Raw genomic sequence first — 13,858 nt, forward strand, 5'->3', positions numbered from 1 at the left:
GTCGCACCGCCGCTCCCACACAGTGCGCTGTGGGAGCGGCGGTGCGACGCCTCGACTTGACCCGCGTGCGCTGTGGGAGCGGGCTCGACCCGCGATGCGGTTACAGGAACTGCTCGGCGTAATGGCACGCCACCTGCCGCGTCCCCACCTGCCTGAACGCCGGTTCCTCGGCAGCACAGCGCTCGGTGGCATACGGGCAGCGTTTGTGGAAGGCACAGCCAGGCGGCGGGTTCAGCGGGTTGGGCAGCTCGCCGGAAATCTTGATCTTCGGCTTCAGCGGGTCCGGATGAATGGTCGGCGTGGCCGACAGCAAAGCCTGGGTGTAAGGGTGCAGCGGCTTGCTGTAGATGTCCTCCTTGGGGCCCATTTCCGCCGGCCGGCCCAGGTACATCACCAGCACCTGGTCTGCCACGTGGCGCACTACCGCGAGGTTGTGGGAGATGAACACGTAGGCAGTGTTGAACTCCTTCTGCAGGTCCATGAACAGGTTCAGCACCTGGGCCTGGATCGATACGTCGAGGGCCGACGTCGGCTCATCGGCCACCAGTACTTTCGGTTGCAGCATCATCGCCCGGGCCAGGGCGATGCGCTGGCGCTGGCCACCGGAAAACATGTGCGGGTAGCGCTGGTAATGCTCGGGGCGCAGGCCGACCTGTTGCATCATCGCCTGGACCTTCTCGCGCCGCTCGGCGCGGGTCAGGTTGGTGTTGATCAGCAGCGGCTCACCCAGCTGGTCGCCGATCTTCTGTCGCGGGTTGAGCGAGGCGTACGGGCTCTGGAAGACCATCTGCACGTCCTTGCGCAATTGCTTGCGCTCGGCCTTGTTGGCCCCGGTGACTTCCTGGCCGGCGATCTTCAGCGAGCCGGACGAGGGCTCTTCGATCAGGGTCAGGGCCCGGGCCAGGGTCGACTTGCCACAGCCGGACTCGCCGACCACGGCCAGGGTCTTGCCGGCTTCCAGTTCGAACGACACGCCGTTGAGTGCGCGCACCAGGGCATGGCCCTTGAACAGGCCGCGGGAAACTTCATAGTGACGGGTCAGTTCACGGGCGGTAAGGACGACGGTCATTACGCCACCTCCTGGTTCAGTGGGTAGAAACAACGCACCTGGCTATGGGCCTGGGGATCGAGGGTCGGTCGTTGCCGGCGGCAGTTTTCCTGCACGTAAGGGCAGCGCGGCGACAGCAGGCAACCTTGAGGACGGTCATAGCGGCCGGGGACGATGCCCGGCAGGGTCGCCAGGCGCTCGGCGCCTTCGCTGTGCTCGGGAATCGCCGCCAGCAGTGCTTCGCTGTAGGGGTGGGCGGGGACGTCGAACAGTTCCGGCACCTGGCCGACTTCCACCGCTTGGCCGGCGTACATCACGCACACCCGCTTGGCGGTTTCGGCGACCACGGCGAGGTCGTGGGTGATCAGGATCAGCGCCATGTTCTGCTCTTTTTGCAGGTTCAGCAGCAGCTCCATGATCTGCGCCTGGATGGTCACGTCGAGGGCGGTGGTCGGCTCGTCGGCGATCAGCAGCTTGGGTTCGCCGGCAATCGCCATGGCGATCGCCACCCGTTGGCTCATGCCACCGGAAAGCTGGTGCGGGTAGGCGTCCAGGCGGCTTTCGGCGCCGGGGATTTCAACCTTCTTGAGCAGTTCCAGGGCACGCTGGCGGGCCGCCTTGCCGCGCAGGCCAAGGTGCTGGCGCAGCACTTCCTCGATCTGGAAGCCTACGGTGTAGCTGGGGTTGAGGGCGGTCATCGGGTCCTGGAAGACCATGGCCATATCCTTGCCAACCACCTTGCGCCGTTGCCGGCCGCTGAGCTTGAGCATGTTGGTGCCATCGAAGGTCAGGGCATCGGCGGTGATGCGCCCGGGGGCGTCGATCAGGCCCATCAGCGCCATCATGGTCACCGATTTACCGGAGCCCGACTCGCCGACGATGGCCAGGACCTCACCTTCATCGACCGTCAGGTCCAGTCCATCGACCACCGGTACCGCATTGGCGTCGCCAAAGCGCACGTTCAGATTGTTGATTTGCAGAAGTGACATGGCGATCTCCTCAGGCGGCATTCTTGAGTTTCGGGTCCAGCGCGTCGCGCAGTCCGTCACCCATCAGGTTGATTGCCAGCACGCTGAGCAAAATGGTCAGGCCAGGAAGGCTCACTACCCACCAGGCGCGTTCGATGTAGTCGCGGGCCGAGGCCAGCATGGTGCCCCACTCGGGGGTTGGCGGCTGCACGCCAAGGCCGAGAAAGCCCAGGGCGGCGGCGTCGAGGATTGCCGAGGAGAAACTCAGGGTGGCCTGCACGATCAGCGGCGCCATGCAGTTGGGCAGCACGGTGACGAACATCAGCCGGGGCAGGCTGGCACCGGCCAGGCGCGCGGCGGTGACGTAGTCGCGGTTCAGTTCGCCCATCACCGCGGCGCGGGTTAGGCGCACATAGGACGGCAGCGAGACGATGGCGATGGCGATCACGGTGTTGATCAGGCCAGGGCCGAGGATGGCGACAATCGCCACGGCCAGCAGCAGCGAGGGCAGGGCCAGCATCACGTCCATCAGGCGCATGATCGACGGGCCGAGGATGCGCGGAAAGAACCCGGCCAACAGGCCGAGGAAGATCCCCGGAATCAGCGAGATCACCACCGATGACAGGCCGATCAGCAGCGACAGCCGCGAGCCCTGGATCAGCCGCGAAAGCAGGTCGCGGCCGAGCTCGTCGGTGCCGAGGATGAACTGCCAGTTGCCGCCTTCCAGCCACACCGGCGGGGTCAGCAGAAAATCACGGTACTGCTCGCTGGGGCTGTGCGGCGCCACCCAGGGGGCGAACAGTGCGCAGAACACGATCAGGCTCATGAACATCAGCCCGGCGACCGCGCCCTTGTTGCGTGAAAAGGCCTGCCAGAACTCCTTGTACGGCGAGGGGTAAAGCAGGCTCTGGTCGACAGCGGTGGCCGGGGTGGTGACAGATTTTGCAAGTGGGGTAGTCATGACGAGGCCCTCAGCGCTGATGACGGATGCGTGGGTTGGCCAGGCCGTAGAGGATGTCCACGACGAAGTTGACCAGGATCACCAGGCAGGCAATCAACAGGATGCCGTTCTGTACCACGGGGTAATCACGGGCGCCGATGGCTTCGATCAGCCACTTGCCGATGCCCGGCCAGGAAAAAATGGTTTCAGTCAGTACCGCACCGGCGAGCAGGGTGCCGACCTGCAGGCCGAACACCGTCAGTACCGGGATCAGCGCGTTGCGCAGGCCGTGCACGAACACCACCCGGGCTGGCGACAGGCCCTTGGCGCGGGCGGTGCGGATGTAGTCTTCGCGCAGCACTTCGAGCATCGAGGAGCGGGTCATCCGCGCGATCACCGCCAGCGGAATGGTGCCCAGGACAATGGCCGGCAGGATCAGGTGCATCAGTGCATCCTTGAAGGCGCCTTCTTCGTCGCTGAGCAGGGTGTCGATGAGCATGAAGCCGGTTTTCGGCTCGATGTCGTAGAGCAGGTCGATGCGCCCGGACACCGGGGTCCAGCCCAGGCTCACGGAGAAGAACATGATCAGGATCAGGCCCCACCAGAAGATCGGCATCGAGTAGCCGGCAAGGGAGATACCCATGACCCCATGATCGAACAATGAGCCACGCTTGAGCGCGGCGATGACCCCGGCCAGCAGGCCGATCACCCCGGCAAAAAACAGCGCCGCCATGGCCAGTTCCAGGGTTGCCGGGAACAGTGCGAGGAACTCGGTCCAGACGCTTTCGCGGGTGCGCAGCGATTCGCCGAGGTCACCCTGGGCGAGCTTGCTGACGTAGTCCAGGTACTGTTCGGGCAGCGGTTTGTTCAGGCCCAGTCGCTCCATGGCCTGGGCGTGCATTTCCGGGTCGACCCGCCGTTCGCCCATCATGACTTCAACCGGATCGCCGGGTATCAGCCGTATGAGCGCAAACGTCAGCAAGGTGATGCCGAAGAAGGTCGGGATCAGCAATCCCAGTCGCCGGGCAATAAAACTAAACATCTTCTGGAGTACCTCATCAGCCGGTCAGGCATGCCCGCCGGCACCCGGGTGGGGCGCCGGCGGTCGTTCTTGTTCTACTTCACCTGGGTAGTGGCGAAGTTGTTATTGGTGAGGGGGTTGATGTGGTACCCCTCAACGTTGTTGCGCATGGCGGTAAACATTTGCGGATGGGCCATGCTGATCCACGGTTGATCTTCATCGTACACCGCCAGGGCCTTTACATAGAGCGCTGCACGCTCATTGTTGTCGGTAACCTCGCGGGCCTTGGTGATCAACTGCTGGAAGGTTTGATTGCACCAGCGCGCATAGTTCTCGCCGCTTTTCACCGCGTCGCAACTAAGCAGCGGGCTGAGGAAGTTGTCTGGGTCGCCGTTGTCGCTGGCCCAGCCGGTCGAGACCATGTCGGCTTCGCCCTTCTTGGCCCGGCGCAGCATCTCGGCCCATTCCATCACGCGGATATCGACGGTCAGGCCGATCCTGGCCAGGTCCGCCTGAAGCATTTCAGCGCTCAGGCGCGGGTTGGGGTTGGTCGGGCCGCCGCCGTTACGGGTGAACAGGGTCAGCACCGTGCCTTCGGGCACGCCGGCTTCCTTGAGCAGGGCGCGGGCCTTGTCGAGGTCACGGGGCGGGTTCTGGTTGTCGGTGTTGTAGCCGATCATGCTCGGCGGGTAAGGGTTGACCGCGACCAGTGCGTTGCCCTTGCCGAACAGCTGGTCGACGTGGGTCTGGCGGTCGAAGGCGATGTTGATGGCTTTGCGCACGCGCACATCGCTCAGGTACTTGTGTTCGGTGTTGAGCGAGATGTAGCCGGTGGTCAGCGCTTCCATCTCGGCCACTTTCAATTTGGGGTCGGCCTTGATGCTGGGGATGTCATCGGGCTTGGGGTACAGCGCCACCTGGCACTCGTTGGCCTTGAGCTTTTGCAGGCGCACGTTGTTGTCGTTGGCAATGGCGAAGATCAGCGCGTCGGCCGGTGGCTTGCCACGGAAGTAGTCCGGGTTGGCCTTGTAGCGCACCTGGGCGTCCTTGTTGTAGCGCTGGAAGATGAACGGGCCGGTGCCGATCGGCTTGTTGTTGAGGTCGCCGGTCTTGTTGGCCTTGAGCAACTGGTCGCCGTATTCGGCGGAGTAGATCGAGGTGAAGGCCATGGCCAGGTCACGCAAAAAAGGCGCTTCGGGCCGGGTCAGGGTGAAGACCACAGTGTGCTCGTCGGTCTTCTCGACGCTTTTGAGCAGGTCCTTGAAACCCATGCTCTCGAAGTAGGGGAAACCGATGCTGGTCTTGTTGTGCCACGGGTGATTAGGGTCCAGCTGTCGTCGGAAACTCCACAGCACGTCGTCGGCATTCATCTCGCGGGTAGGGGTGAAATAGTCGGTGGTGTGGAACTTGACCCCTTCGCGCAAGTGGAAGGTGTAGGTCAGGCCGTCATCGCTGATGTCCCAGCGCTCGGCCAGGGCCGGCTGGATATCGGTGGTGCCCGGGCGGAAGTCGACCAGGCGGTTGAAGATGGCCTCGGCCGAGGCGTCGGCGGTTACGGCGGTGGTGTACTGGACGATATCGAAGCCTTCCGGGCTGGCCTCGGTACACACCACCAGCGGCTTGGCTGAGAGGCCCGCCGCAGTACTCAACAGGACGGCTGCCAGGGCAGCCTGTAGCGGTAGCAGTTTCATGAAACCTCCTGCAATCGATTAACCAGAGTAGCCGTCCCGGCCGATTCGGCGAACCGACCGGGAAACCGCGTTCTAGAGGAAGTTGAAGGGAATGGTGGTGACAATCCGCAGCTCGTCCAGGCTACCGTCGATCTGGGCCTTGCTGGCCCGGTGCGCGGTGTAGGTGGCACGAATGGTGGTGTCCTTGAGCGAGCCGCTCTGCACCGCATAGGTGGTGCCGATGCCCCACTCGTAGTGGTTCTCGCCGTCCAGGCCACGCACGTCGTAGCCGCTGCCGGTGTAGTGGGTGCCGTCGATGCCCCAGCCGCGCGCGTTATAGAGGTTGAACTTGAGGCCCGGCACGCCGTACTGGGCCATGTTCAGCACGTAGGCGATCTGCATCGATTTTTCGTTCGGGCCGTTGAAGTCCGAAAGCAGGGAGTTGGCCAGGAAGATCGCGTTGGTGTCGTGCAGGTAGTCGAAGTACTCGTTACCGTTGACCTGCTGGTAGGAGAAGGTCAGGTTGTGGGCCTGGTGGGTCAGGCCGAACGACAGGCTGTAGGTGTCGTTGTCGATATTGCCAAGCTTGCTTTGGCCTTCATCCTTGGTCTTGTAGTAGTTCAGGCCGGTGGTCAGGCTCAGGACCGCGCTGTCGCCCAGCTCATGGCTGGCGCCGAAGTAGTACTGGTTCCACAGGTCTTCGACGTTGGACACGTAGAAGCTGGTTTTCAGGCTTTTCAGCGGCTGGTAGTTCACACCGGCAATGTTGACGTGATCGGCTGAAAAGGCGCGATCACCGTACTCGGCAACGAATTTGCTGGTGCCCTGTTCGGTCCGGTTCGAGAGCCGGTCGAAGGTGCCGACATCAAACGACAGGTTATCGAATTCTTCGCTGTGCAGGCTCACACCTTCGAAGCTCGACGGCAAGGCGCGGTTGCCGATGTAGGCCAGTACCGGGGTGTCCATCGATTGGCGGCCGGCGGTCAGGGTGGTGTTGGACACCCGCGCCTTGACGTTGGCCAGGCCCATCTTGCTCCACTGGCCGATGACATCGCCGTCGCTGTGGGTCAGGGTGCGGTTGTTCGGCCCGGCCACCGCCGCGCGGCCACGCTCCAGGGCGATGGCGTTGTAGACGGCGACCTCGGTGCTGAAGCCGAAGGTACCTTCGGTAAAGCCCGAGGTGTAGTTGAGGATGGTGCCCTGCACCCAGTTGTCACGGCTGTGGGTGTCGTGCTGGCTGCCGTCGCTCTTGTAGTACTTGAACAGCGGTGCGCGGGTGGCGCGTTCGCGGCCATACCAGTTGCGGGTCGAGCCGGACAGGCTCTGGCCTTCGATGAAGCCCTTGGCTTCACTCTGGGCGCTGGTGGCTTTGACGCTGACCGGAACATAGTCCTGGCTGGCGGGTTCGGCCTGGGCCATGGCTGACAGACCACTGAGGGACAGTGCCAGTACTGCGGTTTGGGTTCGTCTCAAGGTAAAGCTCCCTTTTCTTTTCTTCTTTTTAGTTACCGCCTGGCCTTGTGAGCTGGGCGTCTTGCCGGTTGGAACAAGGGTTTGCAATCGTTTGCTGCAAGGCAATCGGGCATATTCAGGCTGAGTTCGCCCGCGAAGGCGCTGCGCGCCCCCGAGGGAGAAAGCGGTTTTTTATTCGGTACTGACGCCTGAGAAGTTGTTGCGCCCGAAAGGGCTTACCTTGAAATCCACGACCTTGGCACTGAGCGGCTGGTTGACCGTCGAGTGGGCGATCGGGGTGATGGGCAACTGTTGCCTGAGGCGCTGCTGCGCCTGCTGGTAGAGCAGGGTGCGTTGCTCGCGGTCGGTGATGGTCTTGGCTTTCTTGACCAGCGCGTCGTACTGCGGGTCGCACCACATGGAGTAGTTGTTGCTGCCTATCGCGTCACAGCTGTACAGGGTGCCCAGCCAGTTGTCCGGGTCGCCGTTGTCGCCGGTCCAGCCGATCAGCGAGATGTCGTGTTCACCGTCCTTGGTGCGCTTGAGATATTCGCCCCACTCGTAGCTGACGATTTTCACTTTGAGGCCGACCTTGCCCCAGTCGGCCTGGAGCATTTCGGCCATCAGCTTGGCGTTGGGGTTGTACGGGCGTTGCACGGGCATGGCCCAGAGGGTGATTTCAGTGCCTTCCTTGACCCCGGCGGCCTTGAGCAGTTCGCGGGCCTTTTGCGGGTTGTAGCCGGCATCCTTGATGCTGTCGTCGTAGGACCACTGGGTCGGCGGCATGCTGCCCACCGCCAGTTGCCCGGCCTCCTGGTACACCGCCTTGACGATGGCCGGCTTGTTCACCGCCATGTCCATGGCCTGGCGTACTTCGAGCTGGTCGAAGGGTTTGTGCTGAACGTTGTAGGCGATGTAGCCGAGGTTGAAGCCGGGTTTTTCGATGACCTGCAGCTTGGGGTCGCTCTTGAGTGCATCGAGATCGGCCGGGCGTGGATGCAGGGTGACCTGGCATTCGTTCTTGCGCAGTTTCTGGATGCGCACCGAGGGGTCGGTGTTGATCGAGAAGATCAACTGCTCGATCTTCACCTGGCTCGGGTCCCAGTAGTCCTTGTTGCCGCGGTAGCGGATCTGCGAGTCCTTCTGGTAGCGCTGGAACACGAACGGGCCAGTGCCGATCGGCTTCTGGTTGATGTCGCTGGGGCGCCCGGAGGTCATCAGTTGCTCGGCGTATTCGGCCGAGAGTACGGCGGCAAAACTCATTGCCAGGTTCTGCACGAAGGCGGCATCGATGCTGTTGAGGGTAAAGACCACGGTCATCGGTGCGGTCTTTTCGATGCGGGCGATGTTCTTGTCCAGGCTCATGCCGACGAAGTAGGGGAATTCGGTGGGGTAGGCCTTGCGAAACGGGTGGTCGCGGTCGAGCATGCGATTGAAGGTGAACAGCACGTCGTCGGCGTTGAAATCGCGACTGGGGTTGAAATCCTTGTTGCTGTGGAACTTGACCCCTTCGCGTAGGTGGAAGGTGTAGGTCAGGCCGTCGTCGGACACCTCCCAGCTTTTTGCCAGGGCCGGTTTGACGGCGGTCGCGCCACGTTCGAATTCCACCAGGCGGTTGTAGATCGGCTCGGCGGCGTCGTTGTCGGTGGCGCTGGTGTATTGGGCGGTATCAAAACCGCCGGGGCTGCCTTCGGAGCAGAACACCAGGTTCTTGGCCAGGCCCGCAGGGGCCTGGGCGAGCAGGCCGAAGCCCAGCAGCGCTGCATAGATTGGAGTGTGGCGCATGACGATCCCTTCTCTCTTGTTGTTTTTTTCGCGGTCCATGGCGCACAGCCATACGAATCGCGCCGACTCTGCTGCACCCTTGACGGTAGAGCCATCAAAGCGCTGCAGATAGGTGCGATTACGCAGAGGTGTGTAGGAGGTATCCGATAGGGCGTGCGACTGTTCCGTGTCGATGCGCTAGCGGCTGACCTGCCAGGCCATCAGGCTGCGGCCCCGGCTGCCGTGTGGCGTCGCGGGGCCGAGCCAGATGGCTGCTATTTGGTCACGCTGACCCCATAGAAGGAGTTCAAGCCAAACGGGCTGATCTTGAAGTCCTGTACGGTTGAACGCATAGGTTGATACACCGTCGAGTGAGCGATGGGTGTCATCGGAACCTGTTCTTTGAGGATGTGTTGCGCTTGCTTGTACAGCTCGGTGCGCTTGGCCTGGTCGGAGGTGGCCTTGGCTTGCTTGACCAGGTCGTCGTACGGCTTGTAGCACCACTTGGAGAAGTTGTTGCCTTCCAGGGCATCGCAGCCAAACAGGGTGCCCAGCCAGTTGTCCGGGTCACCGTTGTCACCGCTCCAGCCAATCAGCATGGCGCCGTTCTCGCCGCCCTTGGAGCGCTTGATGTACTCGCCCCACTCGTAGCTGACGATCTTGGCCTTGATGCCGATCTTGGCCCAGTCCGATTGCAGCATCTCGGCCATCAGCTTGGCATTGGGGTTGTACGGGCGTTGCACCGGCATGGCCCAGAGGTTGATCTCGGTGCCTTCCTTGATGCCGGCTTCCTTGAGCAGCTGCTTGGCCTTCTCGGGATCGTACTTGGCGTCCTTGATGGTGGTGTCGTAGGACCACTGGGTCGGCGGCATGGCGTTGACCGCCAGCTGGCCGGCGCCCTGGTACACCGAGTCGATGATCTGCTGCTTGTTTACCGCCATGTCCAGCGCTTCGCGAACCTTGAGCTGGGCCATCGGGTTGGGCTCGTTGCTGCCCTTGATCTTGTCCATCACGTTGTAGGCGATGTAGCCGAGGTTGAAACCGGCCTGATCAGGCATCTTCAGGTTCGGGTCGTTTTTAAGTGGCTCGATGTCGGCCGGGCGCGGGAACAGGGTGACCTGGCACTCGTTCTTTTTCAGCTTCTGCATGCGCACCGAGGCGTCGGTGGTGATGGCGAAGATCAGGTTGTCGATCTTCACATCCTCAGGCTTCCAGTAGTCCTTGTTGCCCTTGAAGCGGATCTGCGCGTCTTTCTGGTACTTGCTGAACACGAACGGGCCGGTGCCGATCGGCTTCTGGTTGATGTCGGCGGGCTTGCCCTGCTTGAGCAACTGGTCGGCGTATTCGGCGGACTGGATCGAGGCGAAGCTCATGGCCAGGTTCTGGATGAACGCAGCGTCGACGCCGTTGAGGGTGAACTTGACCGTGTGCTCGTCGAGCTTTTCGACCTTGGCGATGTTCTTGTCCATGCCCATGTCGGTGAAGTACGGGAACTCGGTAGGGTAGGCCTTGCGAAACGGCATGTCCTTGTCGAGCATCCGATTGAAGGTGAACAGCACGTCGTCGGCATTGAAGGCGCGCGTCGGCTTGAAGAATTCGGTGGTATGGAACTTGACCCCTTCGCGCAGGTGGAAGGTATAGGTCAGGCCATCGTCGGAAATGTCCCAGCTGGTCGCCAGGCCCGGGATCACTGCGGTGCCGCCACGCTCGAACTGGCTCAGGCGGTTGAAGACGGTCTCGGCTGAGGCATCGAAGTCGGTTCCGGTGGTGTACTGGCCCGGGTCGAAGCCTGCGGGGCTGCCTTCGGAGCAAAACACCAGGTTAGTCGCCGCAAGGGCGGAAGGTGCGCCGGCTAGCAAGCCTGCGCCGACCAGAAACGGAATGACCGCGTGTTTGAGCATGGTGGCCTCATTGTTGTCATTTTTGATTTGAGGGGGCCTTGTGAGCCGACCTGCGGATACTATGCAGGCCCCATACCCAATGCAACACTCAAAGGGATGGGTGACGGTAAACAGTGGGACGAACGTACAGGAATGTCGCATCCGTATAATTTTTTACGGAGTTGATCGTTTGCGAGGGGGTGTTTCAGGTTGTTTCGAAGACGTTGTCTCACTATCGAGTCAGTCTTTGCACTAATTTGGGGCGCGAGGTGCTACAGGTAACAGGCTTCGCGACAGCCGAAGCTGCCGCGAAACAGCAGAAAAGTAACGCGGCTTACTGCATCTGGACTTCAATGGTGCCATCGGCACTCATGGTCACGTCGGTGGTGCCGGCTTCGATTTCCGGAGCGGGCGCTGCGTCTGCGGCCATGCCGGCGGCTTTCATCATCATCGGTGCGCTACGGGCATAAGGATGCGGGTAACCGCTGCTGTTGAGGTTCAGGTTGACCACTTTGTAGCCTTTGCCGCCCAGGGCTTCGGTGGCCAGTTGGGCACGGGCCTTGAAGGCGTTGACGGCATCCTTGAGCAGGTCGTCTTCGCTGGTTTTGCGCGTGGCCGGGGCGATGGAGAAGTCCATGCCGCCCATTTTCAGGTCCTGCAGCAGGGTGCCGGTGAGTTGCGACAGGGCCGGGAAGTTGGCGCTTTCCAGGCGCAGCTCGGCGCGTTCGCGCCAGCCGGTGATCTTCTGACCCTTGTTGTCGTAGATCGGGTAGCTGTTGCGGCTGCCCTGGCTGATCTTCACATCCTTGACTTCGCGCGCCTGTTTCACCGCCTTGTTCATGGTCTCGGTGATTTCAGTGGCCAGCTTGCCCGGGTCGGTATTCTGCGCTTCGCTGTACAGGGTCACGACCATCAGGTCGCGGGCCACTTCCTTGCTGACTTCGGCGCGCAGCGAAATCTGGTTGTAGCGCGGGGCCTCATCGGCCAGGGCCGGAAGGCTGGCTAGCAAGCTGGTGGCCATCGCCAGGGCGGCGCTGCTGCGGGTGATCGACATGTATGACTCCTTGAAAGTGTGGCGCGGGCACTGAACACAAGCAGTGCACGCTGGCCCATGAGACTGGCAACAGTGTAGTGAGGTTCAAAATGGCCATCATTGTTATGTAAAAAAGTGTGGCGCTTTGCCGCATCACTGCAGACCAGGCCGCAGCTTCGGTATACTCGCGACGATTCGCCTGGAGCACTCATCAGGAGAGCTCATGCTCGCCCCCGTACAAATGCTGTCTGCAACCCGTCAGAACCTCTGGCGCCTGACCTTCATCCGCATCCTGGTGCTTGCCGCCCAGGCCGGCTCGGTCGGTGTCGCCTACTGGACCGAACTGCTGCCGCTACCGTGGCTGTCGCTGGTCATTACCCTCGGCCTGTCGATGCTGCTGTGCGCGTTCACGGCCCTGCGCCTGCGCCTGACCCTGCCGGTCACCGAGCTGGAATATGCCTTCCAGCTGGCCTGTGACCTGCTGATCCACAGTGCCTTGCTGTATTACTCGGGCGGTTCGACCAACCCCTTCGTGTCCTATTACCTGGTGCCGCTGGCCATTGCCGCGGTGACCTTGCCCTGGGTCTATTCGCTGATCCTCTCCGGTATTGCCCTGGCCGCCTACAGCTTGCTGCTGGTGCAGTTCTATCCGCTCGAGACCTTCCCCATGGCCCGGGAGAAGATGCAGGTCTACGGCATGTGGCTGAGTATCGCCCTGGCAGCTGCGGTGATTACCTTCTTCGCCGCGAAGATGGCCGAAGAGCTGCGCCGCCAGGAGCAACTGCGCGCCGAACGCCGAGAGGAGGGCCTGCGCGACCAGCAACTGCTGGCCGTGGCCACCCAGGCCGCTGGCGCTGCCCATGAGCTGGGCACGCCCCTGGCGACCATGAGCGTATTGATCAAGGAAATGCGCCAGGACCACAGCGACCCGCTGCTGCAGGAAGACCTGGCGGTGCTGCAGGACCAGGTCAAGTTGTGTAAAGAGACCCTGCAGAACCTGGTGCGTGCTGCTGAAGCCAACCGGCGCCTGGCGGTCGAGAACCAGGAAGTGACCTTCTGGCTCGACGAAGCGCTCAACCGCTGGCACCTGATGCGCCCCGAGGCCAGTTACCGCTTCCAGCGCCTGGGCCAGGGCAATGTGCCGCGCCTGGCGCCGCCGCCGGACCTCACCCAGGCCTTGCTGAACCTGTTGAACAATGCCGCCGATGCTTGCCCGGACGACCTGGAAGTGCGCCTGGACTGGGACGCTCAGGACATGGTGATCAGCATCCGCGACCACGGCCCGGGCGTGCCGGCAGCGATTGCCGAATCGATCGGCAAACCCTTCTTTACCACCAAGGGCAAAGGCTTCGGCCTGGGCCTGTTCTTGAGCAAGGCCAGCGTGACCCGTGCTGGCGGCTCGGTAAAACTCTATAGTCATGAAGAAGGCGGTACGCTCACCGAGCTGCGCCTGCCGCGTGACGCGCGAGGAGATGTGTGATGAGTGATGAAATCCAGGTTGAAGGCGAAGAGCTGCCGCACCTGCTGCTGGTTGACGACGACGCTACCTTTACCCGGGTAATGGCCCGGGCCATGAGTCGCCGCGGCTTTCGCGTTAGCACTGCAGGTTCTGCCGAAGAGGGCCTGAAAATCGCCCAGGACGACGTGCCGGACTATGCCACGCTGGACCTGAAGATGGATGGCGATTCGGGCCTGGTACTGTTGCCCAAGCTGCTGGAGCTGGACCCGGAAATGCGCGTGGTGATCCTCACCGGTTACTCGAGCATCGCCACCGCGGTCGAGGCGATCAAGCGCGGTGCCTGCAACTACCTGTGCAAGCCGGCCGACGCCGACGATGTGCTGGCCGCGCTACTTTCCGAGCACGCCGACCTCGACAGCCTGGTGCCGGAAAACCCGATGTCGGTGGACCGCCTGCAGTGGGAACACATCCAGCGCGTGCTGACTGAACATGAAGGTAATATCTCCGCCACGGCCCGGGCCCTGGGCATGCACCGGCGGACCTTGCAGCGCAAGCTGCAAAAGCGCCCGGTTCGGCGCTGATTGACTATCGCGGGGCAAGCCCGTTCCTACTGTAGGAGCGGG

At 62.2% G+C, this 13,858-nt stretch carries 11 protein-coding genes; 2 read left to right on the forward strand and 9 right to left on the reverse strand.

Going from position 1 to position 13,858, the window contains the following annotated elements; all coding sequences use genetic code 11:
• Positions 1-100: 100 nt before the first annotated feature.
• From BLR26_RS26715 to BLR26_RS26755, 9 genes are all read right to left on the reverse strand, one after another.
• Positions 101-1,069: a peptide ABC transporter ATP-binding protein gene (locus BLR26_RS26715; protein WP_093388130.1), complete on the reverse strand. Its 969-nt coding sequence runs from the start codon at positions 1,067-1,069 to the stop codon at positions 101-103.
• Positions 1,069-2,037 (reverse strand): ABC transporter ATP-binding protein, encoded by a 969-nt coding sequence (locus BLR26_RS26720; RefSeq protein WP_045196592.1) that lies wholly within the window; start codon positions 2,035-2,037, stop codon positions 1,069-1,071. Before BLR26_RS26720 ends, BLR26_RS26715 begins: the two co-directional genes overlap by 1 nt.
• Positions 2,038-2,047: 10 nt before the next feature.
• Positions 2,048-2,977, reverse strand: a complete 930-nt coding sequence (locus BLR26_RS26725; protein WP_045196274.1) for an ABC transporter permease subunit — start codon at positions 2,975-2,977, stop codon at positions 2,048-2,050.
• 10 nt (positions 2,978-2,987) lie between these two features.
• Positions 2,988-3,998, reverse strand: coding sequence for an ABC transporter permease subunit (locus BLR26_RS26730; protein ID WP_036993941.1), 1,011 nt, complete (start codon positions 3,996-3,998; stop codon positions 2,988-2,990).
• Between the two features lie 74 nt (positions 3,999-4,072).
• Positions 4,073-5,668: an ABC transporter substrate-binding protein gene (locus BLR26_RS26735; RefSeq protein WP_045196276.1), complete on the reverse strand. Its 1,596-nt coding sequence runs from the start codon at positions 5,666-5,668 to the stop codon at positions 4,073-4,075.
• 72 nt (positions 5,669-5,740) lie between these two features.
• The gene (locus BLR26_RS26740; protein WP_093388136.1) at positions 5,741-7,066 is read right to left on the reverse strand and encodes an OprD family porin; all 1,326 of its coding nucleotides are present in this window, start codon (positions 7,064-7,066) and stop codon (positions 5,741-5,743) included.
• Positions 7,067-7,291: 225 nt separating this feature from the next.
• Positions 7,292-8,884, reverse strand: a complete 1,593-nt coding sequence (locus BLR26_RS26745) for an ABC transporter substrate-binding protein (RefSeq protein ID WP_093388229.1) — start codon at positions 8,882-8,884, stop codon at positions 7,292-7,294.
• Positions 8,885-9,138: 254 nt separating this feature from the next.
• Entirely contained in the window at positions 9,139-10,764 is a 1,626-nt protein-coding gene (locus BLR26_RS26750) for an ABC transporter substrate-binding protein (protein ID WP_045196280.1), read from the reverse strand.
• A gap of 313 nt (positions 10,765-11,077) precedes the next feature.
• Entirely contained in the window at positions 11,078-11,797 is a 720-nt protein-coding gene (locus BLR26_RS26755) for an SIMPL domain-containing protein (protein ID WP_093388139.1), read from the reverse strand.
• Between the two features lie 202 nt (positions 11,798-11,999).
• On the opposite strand from BLR26_RS26755, the gene BLR26_RS26760 reads away from it, so the two are divergent.
• Both BLR26_RS26760 and BLR26_RS26765 read left to right on the forward strand, forming a co-directional pair.
• Positions 12,000-13,256, forward strand: a complete 1,257-nt coding sequence (locus BLR26_RS26760) for an ATP-binding protein (protein WP_045196284.1) — start codon at positions 12,000-12,002, stop codon at positions 13,254-13,256.
• Positions 13,256-13,816 carry a response regulator transcription factor gene (locus tag BLR26_RS26765; protein WP_010223415.1) on the forward strand — a complete coding sequence of 187 codons (561 nt, stop codon included), beginning with the start codon at positions 13,256-13,258 and terminating at the stop codon, positions 13,814-13,816. The genes BLR26_RS26760 and BLR26_RS26765 overlap by 1 nt, the downstream gene beginning before the upstream one ends.
• Positions 13,817-13,858: the final 42 nt, after the last annotated feature.

The organism is Pseudomonas sp. UC 17F4 (assembly GCF_900101695.1).
In the GTDB taxonomy this organism is placed as follows: domain Bacteria; phylum Pseudomonadota; class Gammaproteobacteria; order Pseudomonadales; family Pseudomonadaceae; genus Aquipseudomonas.